Raw genomic sequence first — 14,876 nt, 5'->3', positions numbered from 1 at the left:
ATACTCCGTTATCGTTGCGGCATTAGGCGTAGACCCGGCGGCGACCACAGATAGTCCGGGTAGGGTTCTCGAGATTCCGGAAAATCGAGTGATGTGGTTCCTGAAAGATTGGCATAAACAGTGATCGGTACAGCGTCACCGCCACGCAAGCCAAATCCAAGGTAAAGCACCTCGCCAGCTTCGTTTCCAGAGACATCGATCTCTAGGTTGGGACCCAAAAACGGCAGACTAACGTTCCCGCCCCCGATCGACTGAGTGTTTTCGCTGTCGGTCCCAACACTCGCACTATCAACTGATCCGACAATCGGTCCTACAGATGTATCAATTCCTGTCTTGCCCAACGAGAACTGCGACCCAACAGACAGGGCTGTTGCGAACACATATCTGCGTCCCCAGTACTGTGGCAAGAAGTGGTGGGGCACGAAGTGGAGTTCCAAGTTGACGTCAACACCTACACCAAGCAGCATTGCAGATGCATCCAAACGTGCACCGATCATGAATACCCTTAAGCTCGCCTGCTGCTCGATCACGTTGCGGAACTGTCCGTACGTGTTCCAAACAACCTGTCCAGATGGTGGAGGTGTAGTAGGAGTTTGTACGCTCGCTTGCTGCTCGATCACGTTACGGAAATGCCCGTATGTGTTCCAAACACCCCGTCCACGTGACGGAGGTGCAGTGGGCGTCTGTGTAGGAATGAGTGGCCCCAACGGCGTCGGACTGGCAGGCGGAGTTGGCGTATATGTCGGTCGAGGGGCAGCCATGCCTGCCGCGATCTGGTCGCGTACTTGATTTGCGGCAACGGTGTACAACGTGGGACGCGGCGCTGCTTGTGGAGAAATTGTCGACTGGCTGGTGCTTGCAGTAAGCAGCGTCGGATCCGGCGTGGATGTTGCCACAGGTGGCGTAGACACGAGCGCAGGCTGCGGCGTTGGCGAACACGATACAGTGGGTGTCGGAGTCGGAGTCGACGTAATGGACTGCATCCCACCCGGATCGACCCGGTTGACCACATTCCCCTCGACCCACGCGTAGCCGTTCCACGTCCGCGGCGCGGACGCGCTCCCCCGCCACGGATCGCGCGAGGCGAACGTGCCAAGTGCGGGGGCGAGGTAACGTGCCCGCAGATACACCAGCCCGTTGCCGTCGGTCATCTCGCCGGTGAAGCCGTACGCGGTGCCGATGGGTGACACGATCGGCTCGCCAAACGGATCGTACTCCGCCGCGCTCTGCAGCGTCCCGTCGAACACGCCGCGCACACTCCCCAACCCGTCGTGCAGCATCCAGTCCCACGACGCGTCCGGGTTGCGTTGGGCGAACATCCCCAGCGGTCCGTGCATGTAGTGGGTCACGTCCGACCCCGCCTTCGCCCCGATCACCGCCGGCAGCCCGCGCTGCACGTCCAGCACGTAGCGCGTGGTCGATCCGCCGGCCGTCTGCGCGATGCGCCGGCCCTCGCCGTCGTAGGCGTAGCTGTGCCCGTCGTGCGACAGCATCCGGCCGGCCCGGTCCCAGACGGTCGTAAGGGTGCCGTCGCTGATCCGGTTGCCGTTCTTGTCGTAGCTGAACGTGTGCGTCCCGTCGCTCGTGAGCTGGTTGCGGTTGTTGTAGGCGTAGCTCGTCGGCGTGCCGTTGAGCGCCGCACTGGTCCGGTTGCCGGCCAGATCGTAGCCGTAGGCGAAGGTGCGGATCGGCGTGCCGGTCGGCGTGGCGTTGGGATAGGTGGTCGCGCCGGTCACGCGCTCGACGCCGTCGTAGGTGTAGACGTGGGTCTGCGGCTGGAGCGTTCCGCCGCCGCTGGGCTGGCGCTGCTCGACCGCCTGCGTCCGGTTGCCGCGCGCGTCCACCGTGTAGTCGAAGCGAGCGAGGGTCTGCGGCACGCCGGACACGTCGTGGTGGTGGTGGATCGTCGTCACGCGTCCCGCCGGGTCGTACGCCATCTCGGTGGTGAACAGTTCGTCATCCACACAGTATACGCGTGACTGCCCCTATCCGTTCGGAGCAGGGCACTCGCTGTGTACCGTGGCTCCCCCTCGCGATTTGGCGAGGGGGAGATTTTGCGTCGGTGCCGTCAGTCAGCTCGCCGGTGAAGCCATCATCTCACAAGCTTCCCCTTGAAGTACCAGCGGCCGGGCTCATGGTTACTGTCCCATGTTGCAGCAATTTCATCCCATTTGTCTAACGCGGGGAGGTTGTGGATTACGTCGTACCGCTGCCGATACCCGACATCAATACCAATAGTGCTCAGTAACCCCCAATATCCAGCACTTGACTCGAGTCCACCGAACGGTGAAAGCCTGGATCGGAAGTGAAGCGCGTTCAAGGGATGACCACGATAATACCGTCTGTCGTCACCGAGCTGTGGGATCATCGACTGGATCTCTTCGACACGTGATACGATCAACTCGCTGTTATCTGTGCTTCGTATCCTTATTCCGGTGATCGCTTCGATGACAAACGCTGCTGTGCTGCACAGGGTTTCGCCCATGTCGTCAATGAGAGGGCCTTGCTTGGCAACGTCGAAAAGCATCGGGATACAGATGGGCGATCCGAGAAAGTATGCTGCATTCAGCATGATTTCAGTGTCTGTGTCTGCCATATCAAGCCGAGTTTCCGATATCTTGTGGACCACCTTTGGGTCACCTAGCATTGCAAGTGCGACGCGGGCATGTCCTGCAACTATTGGGTTCTCATCATCAGACATCGTTCGCAACCGCGCGTCTGGTTCGGGCCTAGCCAACAGCGAAACGTATGCGACAGACCTAGCAAGCACCGAACACGTGTAGCCATCGGATTTGTAGTTGCCGTGCTGAACACCGTCTATCGCCGCTTCTAGAAGTTCGACTGCGCGACCGTGATACCACACCGGCACAAGGCTGTCGATCAACCACAAATCCGTCAAGGGAGACAGCGCCAGACTACTGAGCTCGCGGAAGCGATCGAAGTGAGTTACCGCTTCTACTTCGAGCAGGATATCACATGCCCATGTGCGATGTCTGATGATTTCCTCCACGGTTTCCGGGGGCGGCGGATAGCGGCGCCACATTTCGAACAGATTTGTCCTGGACAGGCTTAAGGCTCTGAGCCGCTTGAAGTCGTGTGACAGACCCGACGTAGGTGGCAGGCGACTATCCATCTCCAACAGAATACGCAAACATGGATTGCAGAGCCTCGGATGTGCTGATTCGACCTGTTCCCATAACCACACCTGTGCTGATTCCGAAATCGCTACCGAACCATGGAGCATTCCAAGGAATACGCGGGCGGCATCTTCGCGGCGTTGGTCACTGGCGGGTTGAAGCACCGCGATATCGTACTGAGCCAGCAGCTCCTCAATGATACGTCGATCGCTAGTTGTGATGTACGACACAGTACTTGGTCCCTGGTGGATCGTAATACATGTTTCCCGTGACTCCTTGTCTACGTAGTTCGGCATGCCACGCAGTATGCTCGGCCAGCGGTAAGAACACCAAGTTTGACGGTTCATCTGGGCCATAGAGGTACAAAGGCCATTTATGATGGATTTGTCCCCTAGTTTCGCCAATTGCCACACTGTTCTTCTGTCGGTAGGCTTTCGTCACGTCCGTATCGCGCTGTCGCGTACGCCGTTCTAGCACTGGGCCAGGACGATCGTGAGTTGAATCGAACACCCCTTCGTCATTGATTCCCAGTGACTTCCAGATCGGTGCCGGCCAGACTATTGGATGGCAATCGGGCTGATCAGGAACATCGCGAGTTATCGGGTAGCTGCGATCCTGCTCGTCCGTATCGGGAATGGTTGTTGCACTGGCTTGTGGGGCTGTGCCAGCCTGACCGCCGACGTTCGGTAGCGGGATCGCTACACCTGCCTCGGAGAGTTGGGCTATCACGTCATTCACGCCACTGAAGAGCCGCTCTAGCGCTTCGGCCAATACCGGCGCAAGGCCGAGAGCGATCAGGATCGCTTGTAGGTCTATGGTAGCGATGATACTGCTCCAGCCTCCGCCCCAGCTACCACTACCGGGGTTTCCCGCGCTTGCCTGCCCGCCTCCGGCGTCCTCACAGCCGCCGTCGATGTTAATCGTCTTGTTCGGTCCACACGACAGAGCCGATGGACGACCGGCTCGCTTGGGCTTGTGCACTTCTCGTTGTAGCTCACGTACGTCAGCGACCCCCGAAGAACCGCTCTGCTGATTCGGACTACATGCCGCCATCCCACCCGGATCGACCCGGTTGACCACGTTCCCCTCGACCCACGCGTAGCCGTTCCACGTCCGCGGCGCGGACGCGCTCCCCCGCCACGGATCGCGCGAGGCGAACGTGCCGAGCGAAGGCGCCAGATACCGCGCACGCAGGTACACCAGCCCGTTGCCGTCGGTCAGCTCGCCGGTGAAGCCATACGCGGTCCCGGCCGGCGCCACAATCGGCTCGCCGAACGGATCGTACTCCGCCGCACTCTGCAGCGTCCCGTCGAACACGCCGCGCACGCTCCTCAAGCCGTCGTGCAGCATCCAGTCCCACGACCCGTCCGGGTTGCGCTGGGCGAACATCCCCAGCGGTCCGTGCATGTAGTGCGTCACATTGGAGCCTGTCTTCGCCCCGATCACCGCCGGCAGCCCGCGCTGCACGTCCAGCACGTACCGCGTCGTCGATCCGGCGGCGGTCTGCGTGATGCGCCGGCCCTCGCCGTCGCAGGCGTAGCTGTGCCCGTCGTGCGAGAGCATCCGGCCCGCCCGGTCCCAGACCATGCTCAGCGTTCCGTCGCTGATCCGGTTGCCGTTCTTGTCGTAGCTGAACGTGTGCGTCCCGTCGCTCGTGAGCTGGTTGCGGGTGTTGTAGGCGTAGCTGATCGGTGTGCCGTTGAGCGCCGCGCTGGTCCGCACCATCAAGATCAGGTTTGCAGCTTCAGTTTGTCACTAGAACATGCGCGCATCCAGCCGGCACCAAGGAAGAACGCAAGACTTAACAACGAGCCGACGAGAACTACATTGTCTAGTGTAGATGTGTTGGAACGAGGATCCAGGTGCCAGTAGATCAACATCGCAATCAGAACTGCACGAGACAACCCGACTATGGTCAGAGTTCCAAGAACTTTCCAGGGTTGTGACTTCTCATACCCTTTCACTCGAAGCCAACGATAGATCGCTAGATATGGTGCGCGCAGACATGGGCCAACGACACCGATTGAGCCTGAAACCAAACCCTTGCGGATCGCTTGTAGCTGGATCAGATTCCAGCCGATATCGATGTCTGCAAAGATCGTGATGATCACCAACAGTAAAGCCAACTCAACGCGCATCGATTCACCTTTGCTCATTCAGTAGATGTTCGGAGATTGTTGTCAGTAGCTCCCATGCAATGTCGGACAAGAGACCTCCGGGTGCAAATTGCTGCAAATGAGTTGCGTAGGGCGAAATCCAGATGGATGACTGCTGCCCCTCTGAGCCCTCGGCAACCAATGGAACATCACCCTTCAGAATCTCACCAGCACCCAGTGTTGCGACGATTGCGTTTAGCCGCAGAACTTCTATCGCCCACCAAGGTCCTTCGATATTCGCAATTGCCCTTGATGGCAACACAACCGCTGCTCCTGTGGCGATGCCGGACACCATAACGTCCCAAGCGTCAATCTCGTTGAGGGGAGTCTCCTCCAAGAAGACCTGCTTGGCCATTTCCGCCGTGCCTCCAGCAATGAAGCCGCGAGTAAAGGGGTTTGTGGCCGCGAACCGTGCTGCCGCCGCAACCGCTGGCCCAACCACAGGCCATGCGACAATAGCTGCGCCGGTAAGTATCAGACCACCTGTGAGCGCAGCCAGAAAGCCGACAACGTCGGGATTGCCCCGCAGTTTTTCTCGCGCCCAATACTCTTCAAGGTAGTCTCCTGCCGGCGTCGGAACCATTTCGGGCTGATTCGACATGAGGCCATTAGGTGCAGTTGGCGTTGCGGTCTGCTGGAGCACTGCAGCAGTAAACAGCGTCGGGTCCGGCGTGGATGTCGCCGTTGGTGCAATAGACATGAACGTGGGTTGCGGCGTTTGCGGACACGATACTGTCGGTGTCGGCGTCGGAGTCGACGTAATGGACTGCATCCCACCCGGATCGACCCGGTTGACCACGTTGCCCTCGACCCACGCGTAGCCGTTCCACGTCCGCGGCGCGGATGCGCTCCCCCGCCACGGATCGCGACTGGCAAACGTGCCGAGCGAGGGCGCCAGATACCGCGCACGCAGATACACCAGCCCGTTCCCATCGGTCAGCTCGCCCGTGAAGCCGTACGCGGTTCCCACCGGCGCCACAATCGGCTCGCCGAACGGATCGTACTCCGCCGCGCTTTGCGAATGGCCCCTCACCCCCAACCCCTCTCCCTCGCAAGCGGGGAGAGGGGCGAAAGCGCCGTGGGCCATTCTCCCCCTCGCCTTTTGGAGAGGGGGCCGGGGGGTGAGGTTCGTAGGCGTAGCTGAATGCGCTCATCCCGTCGCTCGTGAGCTGGTTGCGAGCATTCCATCTCACTTCGATTGTCGCACCAACACTCCGTTGTCAAGTACTCGGAAGTATGTTGTGTTACCCCCGTCGGGATAGCATACAATCGTGGCTCCTCTTTCCTCACAAGGCTCCACAAAGACGGGAACAACGATCGCAAACAACGTTAGGGCAATCCACACCGAGTACGCGAGTCGGAACCATCGTGTGCGCAGCAGTGAGCCCAAACTCGCAAAACAAAGTAGCCCAGCAGACAGCATTGCCAAGTGAATCAGCAATAGCCAAGCCCAAAGCTCCATGAGTTGATCTGATCGTGAAGGCAGGACGCGAGTTGAGCCGACCCCGTGAGCAAGCAGGAATACAATCCCAGCGATCATTACCAACGCGGTCCCTGAGGCGTAGCGCGTTGCACGTAGCAAGTGACTGTTCATCTACTTCATTCCCCGCTACGCAACATTGAGTCAATGGTTCCTAAGCCTTGACACGGAGAAAGTGGCTGGTAATACCAATGAGCCAGCGGACCGCTGAAAGATTGTGTTAGCTGCTCACGAATCGCTGCTGCCAAGCCGTCTGGATCCAGCCCAAGGTGAACGGATACCCCCAAATGCACCGCGATACTCGTCAGACGTGCATCCTGCACTGTACCGACAACTGGACCACGCCCGAACAGGATCCCGACATTCTCCAGACCGCATTCATGGATTACATCGGCTGCCATAGCCACTCCATATCCAATCGGACCTCCCTGTGCAACGGTGTTCAGATACGACCAGAAGTGGTGAACTTGTCCGCTAGCCTCCCAGATATCTGGATTGAGACCGGCCGAGAAGGAATCGAGTGGATGCCGCGTTGTTACACGCGCGGCGTCCCAGATGGTGAGTCCTCCGCGTGACTTCAGCAGTACCTCGGAAATATGATCGACGAGCTCCGTGGTGCTCGATTCAGGGCACTGGGCTGATGAATATTCCACTAACCGCGCGAGAGCGTCGGGAAGATCCTTTGGAGCAGAACCGTCGGGAAGGTCAGCACACTCCCCAGCGAGGCAGTCGGCGAGCAGTTCCGCATACTCACGCAACCCCCTGACGAACTCGACACCACATTCCGGCCGAGGTGGCATGCCTCCGTCGCCATCCGGCAGAATAATGGGGAAGCCTTGCGTTTGCTCGAACGCATCTCGCGTACGCGCGAACCCCTGCGACACTCGCTCGGCCAGCTTCGACTCCTTGGTCCGCACCGGTACACTCGACTGATTGCCGCAGCTCGATCCGCCTGATGCCGCATTCACGGTATACACGACATCCGGCTCGGAGCCTGAGTAGGGTGCGAATCCGGTCGATTGCTTCCCACCCGGATCCACCCGGTTGACGACGTTCCCCTCGACCCATGCGTAACCGTTCCACGTGCGCGGCGCGGACGCGCTCCCCCGCCACGGATCGCGCGAGGCGAACGTGCCGAGTGCGGGGGCCAGATACCGCGCACGCAGATACCCCAGCCCGTTGCCGTCGGTCAGCTCGCCGGTGAAGCCGTACGCGGTGCCGACCGGCGCGAAAATCGGCTCGCCGAACGGATCGTACTCCGCCGCGCTTTGCAGCGTCCCGTCGAACACGCCGCGCACGCTGCCCAACCCGTCGTGCAGCATCCAGTCCCACGAGGAGTCGGGGTTGCGCTGAGCGAACATCCCCAGCGGACCGTGCATGTAGTGCGTCACGTCCGACCCCGCCTTCGCCCCGATCACCGCCGGCAGCCCGCGCTGCACGTCCAGCACGTAGCGCGTGGTCGATCCGCCGGCGGTCTGCGCGATGCGCCGCCCCTCGCCGTCGTAGGCGTAGCCATGCCCGTCGTGCGAGAGCATCCGGCCGGCGCGATCCCAGACGGTTGTCAGGGTGCCGTCGGAGATCCGGTTGCCGTTCTTGTCGTAGCTGAAGGTGTGCGTCCCGTCGCCGGTGAGCTGATTGCGGGTGTTGTAGCTGTAGCTGGTCGGCGTGCCGTTGAGCGCCGCGCTGGTCCGGTTGCCGGCCAGATCGTAGGCGTATGCGAACGTGCGGATCGGCGTGCCGGTCGGCGTGGCGTTGGGATACGTCGTCGCGCCGGTCACACGCTCGACACCGTCGTAGGTGTAGACGTGGGTCTGCGGCTGGAGCGATCCGCCGCCGCTGGGCTGGCGCTGCTCGACCGCCTGCGTCCGGTTGCCGCGCGCGTCCACCGTGTAGTCGAAGCGAGCCAGCGTCTGCGGCGTGCCGGACACGTCGCGGTGGTGGTGGATCGTCGTCACGCGTCCCGCCGGGTCGTAGGTCATCTCGGTGGTGAACAGTTCGTCATCCGGGCTGCTCCGGTGCTAGCCGACCGTCACTGCACAGTATACGCGATGCTCCGAGCTCCCGGCTTGGCGAATCCCGACAGCCCCGCAATTCTGCCAACCGTAAGCTGTAGTCCTCGCCACCTTACGATCGCGCCCTCTGCGACAATCGAAACGGATTGCTATCCGGAGTCGACGAGCCAATGGCCAGCAAAACGGTGCGGCTACGTTGCATTCCAGACCGCGCTCGCTGCCTTACGCTGGTGACAAGTCGAGTCGCCGGGGGAAATTTCATGGAATGTATCACATACGCTTCGGCCCAAGTCGCCTTCCAGCTGGGTCAGGCACTCAACGATGATCTGGCGCGATATCGGGGAAGTTCAGGAGGTCCTGCATGAACATAGTGAGTTCGACAACAGGACTTCAGACTTCAGGACTCTCTGAATCCCCTGACGTGATGATCAAGCGGGTACTCCGCGTCGCGCGAATTCTTGCCGCCGTCCAATATCCATGCGATTCCGAAGAAGAAATCACAGAAATCCGCGCCGAAAATTCGCTTCGCGGCGAGTTGCAGTATCGTGAACAAGAACCGAAGACACATGCTGTGTAGGAGCGGCAGAGCGATGGCTACAAACAGGCGAAAGAGACAGGCACCGTCCCCACCCCGACCGGGATGGGCGATCTACTTGAGGACAAGCAGCGACGAGAACCAGAAGCCGGAACTTTCACGCGCTCGACAGCGGTTTGCCATCGAAGAGAATGTGCTCAAGCACTCTGAACTGTCCGTGATCGACGAGTACATTGACGTGCTTACGGGCAAGACACCGAATCGGGATGGATATCAGCGACTGCTGACAGATGCCCGTGTTGGTCGATTCTCACATGTCATCGTGGAACGCGCTGACCGCTTTGGACGGAACGATACGGAGGCCCTTCGCGCAATTGACGAGCTGCATGAATTCGGTGTCGCTGTGCGCTTCGCCAATTCGCCTGATCTTGATCCAATGGATCCGGATGATCGGGTCATCGTAGCGCTGTCCTTCACGTTGGCGCGACGCGAGTCAGCGCTCTTGGGGATTCGTGTGAAAGGGGGGTTGCAGGCAAAGCGTCAGAGTGGTGGTTTTTGTGGGGTTGCACCTGATGGCTACCGCAATGTGGAAGACAAGGTGTTTGGGGAAGCCAAAAAGCTTCAAGGACGGCACACCCACTGGATCGAGCAAGACCCAAAACGCGCCTCACTTTGGCGCTATGCTTGGGATCTGCTGCTGCAGAACGAGCTGACGCTGGAGCAGATTTGTGAGGCCCTCCACGCCAAAGGGCACACGTATCGAAGCGGGCGTCCATTTGTTCACGTCAAGAAGCATGGCAAACGGGTCGCGAATACCAGTACGCTTGCGGCAATCTTCCACAACTGGACGTATGCTGGATGGGTGACCAGTCGTGCGGGAAAAATACCCCCAAAGTCCATCAGAGGAAACTGGGAACCGATTGTCACGACGGAAGATTTTGAGCGTGGACTGGCAATTCTCGAGCAACGCGACCGGAAACGTGGACGTGAACGTCGCCATGACTATCTGCTCAAGGGATTGATCTACTACAGCGCGCCTGACACCCAGGATTTGACCCGTCTGACCTGCTCCACGTCCAACGCGTCTCGTCCGGGCGGAGGAACCCCTTACTACTGCATCGCGCGCAGCGGCATCAACTTCCTATGTAGCAGTATTGACGGACAGATGGCAGAGGCCTTGCAGAGCGTACAGGTTGATCCCGACCTGATCCCGCTGATTCGTGCTGCATATACAGATGACATTGCGGAGGCGATGGGGCATCTGCGCCCGGACGAGCGCGCGCAACTGCTGGCTGCCCTAAAGTCGATCGACGACGAAGAAGTTCGGCTGATGCGACTCTACGCAGCCGGAAAAGTGACAGACAGCCTATGGGACATGCAATGGCAGGAATGGCAGGATCGCCGCTCACGTATTCGGATGAGTTTGGAAGGGTTGGAAGGGCAACAGCAGGTCTACATCGAGAATCTTGACGCGGCGCTCGAAATCATCGCGCAGGTGGGTATCGTGTATAATCGCCTTGAACGCAGCGACCAGAAAGAACTGCTGCGTTATATGGTTGAGAGGGTCGTCGTTGACCCTGCGGGAAAGATACGTTTGGAGTTGTGTGCGCCATTCGCGTACTTGCAGGATATCACGGAGCGAGTACGACCTGGGGCACCAGCGATCAGCAAGGGCAGAAAAGCAAAGACCGCCAGCAATTCTAGCGGTCTCGGCTCAGGAAGCTGTTCGGATAACTTCCTTTCGTGCGGAGAGGGAGGGATTCGAACCCTCGATAGACTCATCGCCTATACTCGTTTTCGAGACGAGCCCGTTCGGCCGCTCCGGCACCTCTCCTGTTCGCCTGACATTATACAATCTCGGCGTCGTGTGTATAGGGTGTGCCGCACCCCAAACGGTCGGGATTCCGGGTAGACGACGTTACTGCTTGCGAATCACTTCCCACGCCAGATGGTTGATCTCCGGCAGGATTAGCTTCTCGAACGCGACCTCGACAGCATTGGGGCTGCCCGGCACCGAGATCACGAACCTACCCCGATACACGCCCGCCGTTGCACGGCTGAGCATCGCCGCAGCGCCTACCTCCTGATAGCTCAACATTCTAAACAGCTCACCGAACCCCGGCAGCGTCTTTTCGAGCTTCGCGCTAATGACATCGAACGTCGTGTCGCGTGGGGCGATGCCGGTACCGCCGTTGAACAGGATGATCTGCACGCCTGCCGTTGATGCCAGCGCGTCCAGTACATCGGCCACTTGCTGCGGCTCGTCCTTGATCAGGCGATAGGGTCCAGCACGATGTCCGGTTTCGGTCAGGCGGCGCTCAAGATAGATCCGATTCTGGTCGGTGTCCGGCGTACGGGTGTCGCTCACCGTTACGATAGCGAAGGTAACCGGCTCTGTTCCTGCTCGCTCGCGGTGTTCGTCTGCGCCGCGCATAATCTGATTCTGACCCCCGTTCTTAGTTCGATGGTACAATGTCCGCCTGCATTCGTCCGGGCCATACGACCCGTGAGAAGGAGCGCAGCATGTCGTACCAGTTCATACGATATCAGAGCGGTGACGGTGTCGCCACCATCACACTTAACCGTCCCGACTCGTTCAACGCGCTGACCACGCCGATGATGGACGAGATGAAGGCGGCGCTGAAGTCCGCCGACCGCGATGGCGATGTACGTGCAGTCGTCCTCACTGGCGAGGGGCGCGGTTTCTGCAGCGGCGCAGACCTTGCCGAAATTCAGGCCAACCCTGACGTCCCGATCACGGACTATCTGCGAGCGGGACTGAACACGCTTGCGAAGCAGATGCGATCCATGCCGAAACCGATCATTGCCAGCATCAACGGCGCAGCGGCAGGGGCGGGTACTAGCCTTGCACTCGCCTGCGACCTGAGAATTGCATCAGATGCGGCTAGCTTCATCTTTGCGGCATTCGTGAACATCGGCCTCGTGCCAGACGGCGGCCTGACGTATTTGCTCCAACGCGCCGTCGGCACTGCTAAAGCCCTCGAGTTCGCGCTGCTGGCCGACGCGAAGAACCGCGTTTCCGCCGATCAGGCACTGGTGACGGGCATCGTCAATCGCGTCGTACCGGCCGAGTCGCTGCACGAAGAAACGACTGCTCTCGCCCACAAGCTTGCCACGCTGCCCACCCGGGCAATCGGTATGACCAAGCGCGCGATTTATCGGGCAGCAGAGCGCGATCTTGACGACGCTGCCGATTACGAGGCACGCGTGCAAGCTGTCATGTTCACGACCGAAGATTTCAGAGAAGGCGTGAGTGCGTTTCTCGAAAAGCGCGCGCCCGTGTTCAAGGGCAAGTAAGGAGGCCCCATGCCGACCATTTTCTCAAAGATCATTGCGGGCGAAATCCCGTCGAAGAAGGTCTACAGCGACGATCTCGTCACCGCGTTCTGGGACATCAACCCCCAACGTGCCGTACATATCTTGATCGTCCCGAACAAAGAGATCCCGACTGTGTCGGACGTGACGCCTGAGGACGAAATGACGCTTGGGCGCATGTTCACCGCCGCCCGGCGCATCGCCGAAGATCTGGGCATCGCGGAATCGGGCTACCGGCTGATTGTCAACTGCGGCGAACACGGCGGCCAGGAGGTCTACCACGTGCACATGCATCTGGTCGGCGGCGAACCGGTCGGCCCGATGCTTAAACGGAAATCGTCGGAGTAGGTTATCGTGAAGATCGTCGCGGTATTCGGGAGCGCACTTCCGACCCCTGCTCATCCGGTGTATCAGGAAAGCGTCGCGGTCGGGCGCCTGCTAGCGCAGGCCGGGTACGCCGTCATGACTGGTGGCTACAACGGTGTGATGACGGCAGCGAGCCAAGGCGCGTATGAGGTCGGCGGAACGACCATCGGCGTGACTTGTCTCCCGTTTGAACGCCAGCGAGGCTCGAAACCCAACCCGTATCTGACCGAAGTCCGCCCGTTCGAGACGCTGCGCGCGCGACTTGAGCACCTCGTGCTCGTGCCGGATGCGTTCGTCGTCATGCCCGGCGGATTGGGAACGCTAAACGAATTGGTATATGCATCCGAGTTGATGCGGGCTGGCGACATGCCGCGCCGTTCTACGGTGTGCTACGGCAGTTTCTGGCGGCCCATCATCGACATTACAGGCCGGTCGGAATTCATGCACCATGAAGGTTGGATGCACGTGCAGTTTGCGGACACGCCTGAAGCGGTTGTCGATCTCATTTCGAACCATGTTCCGGCATAGCGCACTCTCAGCGGTTTTCGTCATGGTTGTCGCGGTGGCATGCAGCGCGACGCCTGAGGCAGCCCCAGCCGAACAGGCCGTGGCGACGCCGACATCGGCGGCCACTCCGACCGTGACGCCAACGGCATCGCCAACTGCTGAGACGCCTGAACCGACGACGCTGACGATATGGTTTCCGGACACGCTGCTGCCGGCCAATGCCGACGCGGTGGCCGCCATCGTCGAGGCGGATATCGCCGAATTCTCTAACACGCAAGACGGGATAGTCGTCGACCTGCGGCGCAAGGCGGAAAGCGACGTTGGTGGAATCATGGCCATCTTGCGCAGCGCGAGCAGTGTGGCTCCCGGCGCACTCCCGGATATCACCCTGCTCCGGCGCAGCGATCTTGTGAGAGCAGTCGAAGACGGTCTGATTCAGCCCATTGAAGGACGAGTTGCCTCGGCCGTCATCGCCGATTTGTTCCCGGCCGCGCTGCGGCTTGGGCGCGCCGACGACCAGTTGTACGCCCTGCCCTACCTCGCCGAACTCTATCTGTTCGCGTACGACGCCGACAACGAACCGGTCGATCGCATGACGTTCGACGCCGTGTTCGATCTGGACCGTCCGCTGGTCGTACCGGCAGCCAGTTCGAGCGGCATCGCTGACGTGCTGTGGCTCCAGTACAGCGCGGCGGGTGGCATCCTCGACTCGCAGGGCGCGCTGACCGAAGCTGCCGTCGAGGCTGTATTCTCGTTCTATGACATGCTGCGTACCGAAGACCTGATCGTGCCGGGCTCGGTAGACTACTCGTCCCCGGGCGAATACTCGAGGGCGGTAGCGACCGGGCAGATTCCGTCTGGAGTCGTCAAGACCAGCCAGCTCGCTCAGTTCGCCGACACCGAACGTGCGACTGCGTTCTCGTCCATCCCGACCTCGACCGGTGATCCCGTATCGAGCATCGACGCGTGGATGTGGGTAATCGTTACGCAAGATCCCGAACAGCAGGCCATCGCGGGCCGCTTCATCAACTGGATGATGAACGCCGAGCGCCACGGCACGTTCGCGCAAGCAGTATCAATTCCCCCGACACAGCGCAATGCCCTACGGCGCTGGTCGTTCCCCGGACTTGAGAACGTGCTGCTTTCAGACCTGATGACCAATGCATTCGCTGCCGATCAACTGGTTGGAACAGGCGGATCGGCGCGCGCGATGCAAGCCGCGTGGATCGACCTGATCACCGGTGAATTGAACGCGCAGGAAGCGGTCCGCAGCGCGCTGCAGCCGTAAACGAATGCGATGAACGTGCTGAGGGATGAGTGTGGTCAACCCTACAGCCCAGCCGTAGC

Annotated in this window: 13 protein-coding genes, 1 tRNA gene and 1 pseudogene; 6 read left to right on the top strand and 9 right to left on the bottom strand. The window is 60.2% G+C overall.

What is annotated here, in order from left to right; genetic code table 11:
• Nucleotides 1-8: 8 nt before the first annotated feature.
• The 6 genes from IPM16_04735 to IPM16_04710 all read right to left on the bottom strand — a co-directional run bounded on the left by IPM16_04735 (nt 9) and on the right by IPM16_04710 (nt 8,752).
• Nucleotides 9-1,964 carry an RHS repeat-associated core domain-containing protein gene (locus IPM16_04735; protein ID MBK9122414.1) on the bottom strand — a complete coding sequence of 652 codons (1,956 nt, stop codon included), beginning with the start codon at nt 1,962-1,964 and terminating at the stop codon, nt 9-11.
• A gap of 128 nt (nt 1,965-2,092) precedes the next feature.
• A complete protein-coding gene (locus IPM16_04730; protein MBK9122413.1) occupies nt 2,093-3,367 on the bottom strand; it encodes a hypothetical protein in 1,275 nt (424 codons plus the stop codon).
• Nucleotides 3,348-4,862 (bottom strand): RHS repeat-associated core domain-containing protein, encoded by a 1,515-nt coding sequence (locus tag IPM16_04725; protein MBK9122412.1) that lies wholly within the window; start codon nt 4,860-4,862, stop codon nt 3,348-3,350. The genes IPM16_04730 and IPM16_04725 overlap by 20 nt, the downstream gene beginning before the upstream one ends.
• 5 nt (nt 4,863-4,867) lie before the next feature.
• On the bottom strand, nt 4,868-5,275 hold the full coding sequence (locus tag IPM16_04720) for a hypothetical protein (protein ID MBK9122411.1): 408 nt from the start codon (nt 5,273-5,275) through the stop codon (nt 4,868-4,870).
• A 4-nt stretch (nt 5,276-5,279) separates the two neighbouring features.
• Nucleotides 5,280-6,326: an RHS repeat-associated core domain-containing protein gene (locus IPM16_04715; GenBank protein ID MBK9122410.1), complete on the bottom strand. Its 1,047-nt coding sequence runs from the start codon at nt 6,324-6,326 to the stop codon at nt 5,280-5,282.
• A gap of 566 nt (nt 6,327-6,892) precedes the next feature.
• On the bottom strand, nt 6,893-8,752 hold the full coding sequence (locus tag IPM16_04710) for an RHS repeat-associated core domain-containing protein (GenBank protein MBK9122409.1): 1,860 nt from the start codon (nt 8,750-8,752) through the stop codon (nt 6,893-6,895).
• A 394-nt stretch (nt 8,753-9,146) separates the two neighbouring features.
• Here IPM16_04710 and IPM16_04705 point away from each other — a divergent pair, with 394 nt between their 5' ends.
• Nucleotides 9,147-9,362: a hypothetical protein gene (locus IPM16_04705; GenBank protein ID MBK9122408.1), complete on the top strand. Its 216-nt coding sequence runs from the start codon at nt 9,147-9,149 to the stop codon at nt 9,360-9,362.
• Nucleotides 9,352-9,870: pseudogene (locus IPM16_04700) on the top strand (recombinase family protein). The gene IPM16_04705 and the pseudogene IPM16_04700 overlap by 11 nt, the downstream one beginning before the upstream one ends.
• Nucleotides 9,871-9,987: 117 nt before the next feature.
• Here IPM16_04700 and IPM16_04695 read toward each other — a convergent pair.
• The 3 genes from IPM16_04695 to IPM16_04685 form a co-directional block, all read right to left on the bottom strand.
• A complete protein-coding gene (locus IPM16_04695) occupies nt 9,988-10,320 on the bottom strand; it encodes a hypothetical protein (protein MBK9122407.1) in 333 nt (110 codons plus the stop codon).
• Nucleotides 10,321-11,066: 746 nt separating this feature from the next.
• Nucleotides 11,067-11,154 (bottom strand) — tRNA-Ser (locus tag IPM16_04690).
• Between the two features lie 84 nt (nt 11,155-11,238).
• A complete protein-coding gene (locus IPM16_04685) occupies nt 11,239-11,754 on the bottom strand; it encodes a MogA/MoaB family molybdenum cofactor biosynthesis protein (GenBank protein MBK9122406.1) in 516 nt (171 codons plus the stop codon).
• Between the two features lie 89 nt (nt 11,755-11,843).
• Here IPM16_04685 and IPM16_04680 point away from each other — a divergent pair, with 89 nt between their 5' ends.
• Genes IPM16_04680 through IPM16_04665 form a run of 4 tightly spaced genes read left to right on the top strand, consistent with a single transcriptional unit; the run spans nt 11,844 to nt 14,817 of the window.
• A complete protein-coding gene (locus tag IPM16_04680) occupies nt 11,844-12,638 on the top strand; it encodes an enoyl-CoA hydratase (protein MBK9122405.1) in 795 nt (264 codons plus the stop codon).
• A gap of 9 nt (nt 12,639-12,647) precedes the next feature.
• Nucleotides 12,648-13,004 (top strand): histidine triad nucleotide-binding protein, encoded by a 357-nt coding sequence (locus IPM16_04675; GenBank protein ID MBK9122404.1) that lies wholly within the window; start codon nt 12,648-12,650, stop codon nt 13,002-13,004.
• Between the two features lie 6 nt (nt 13,005-13,010).
• Complete coding sequence (locus tag IPM16_04670) at nt 13,011-13,550, top strand: LOG family protein (protein MBK9122403.1); 540 nt, start codon at nt 13,011-13,013, stop codon at nt 13,548-13,550.
• A gap of 22 nt (nt 13,551-13,572) precedes the next feature.
• Nucleotides 13,573-14,817 (top strand): extracellular solute-binding protein, encoded by a 1,245-nt coding sequence (locus IPM16_04665; GenBank protein ID MBK9122402.1) that lies wholly within the window; start codon nt 13,573-13,575, stop codon nt 14,815-14,817.
• Nucleotides 14,818-14,876: the final 59 nt, after the last annotated feature.

Source organism: Candidatus Flexicrinis affinis (assembly GCA_016716525.1).
Lineage (GTDB): Bacteria > Chloroflexota > Anaerolineae > Aggregatilineales > Phototrophicaceae > Flexicrinis > Flexicrinis affinis.
The sequence above is the reverse complement of the archived record's forward strand: the minus strand, read 5'-3'. Positions and strand labels throughout refer to the sequence as shown.

Coding starts and splice junctions, on each gene's coding strand:
- IPM16_04725 (MBK9122412.1), bottom strand. CDS start 4,862: ATGGTGCGGACCAGCGCGGCGCTCAACGGCACACCGATCAGCTACGCC.
- IPM16_04720 (MBK9122411.1), bottom strand. CDS start 5,275: ATGCGCGTTGAGTTGGCTTTACTGTTGGTGATCATCACGATCTTTGCA.
- IPM16_04710 (MBK9122409.1), bottom strand. CDS start 8,752: ATGACCTACGACCCGGCGGGACGCGTGACGACGATCCACCACCACCGC.
- IPM16_04705 (MBK9122408.1), top strand. CDS start 9,147: ATGAACATAGTGAGTTCGACAACAGGACTTCAGACTTCAGGACTCTCT.
- IPM16_04695 (MBK9122407.1), bottom strand. CDS start 10,320: ATGGCGACGTTCACGTCCACGTTTCCGGTCGCGTTGCTCGAGAATTGC.
- IPM16_04685 (MBK9122406.1), bottom strand. CDS start 11,754: ATGCGCGGCGCAGACGAACACCGCGAGCGAGCAGGAACAGAGCCGGTT.
- IPM16_04680 (MBK9122405.1), top strand. CDS start 11,844: ATGTCGTACCAGTTCATACGATATCAGAGCGGTGACGGTGTCGCCACC.
- IPM16_04675 (MBK9122404.1), top strand. CDS start 12,648: ATGCCGACCATTTTCTCAAAGATCATTGCGGGCGAAATCCCGTCGAAG.
- IPM16_04665 (MBK9122402.1), top strand. CDS start 13,573: ATGGTTGTCGCGGTGGCATGCAGCGCGACGCCTGAGGCAGCCCCAGCC.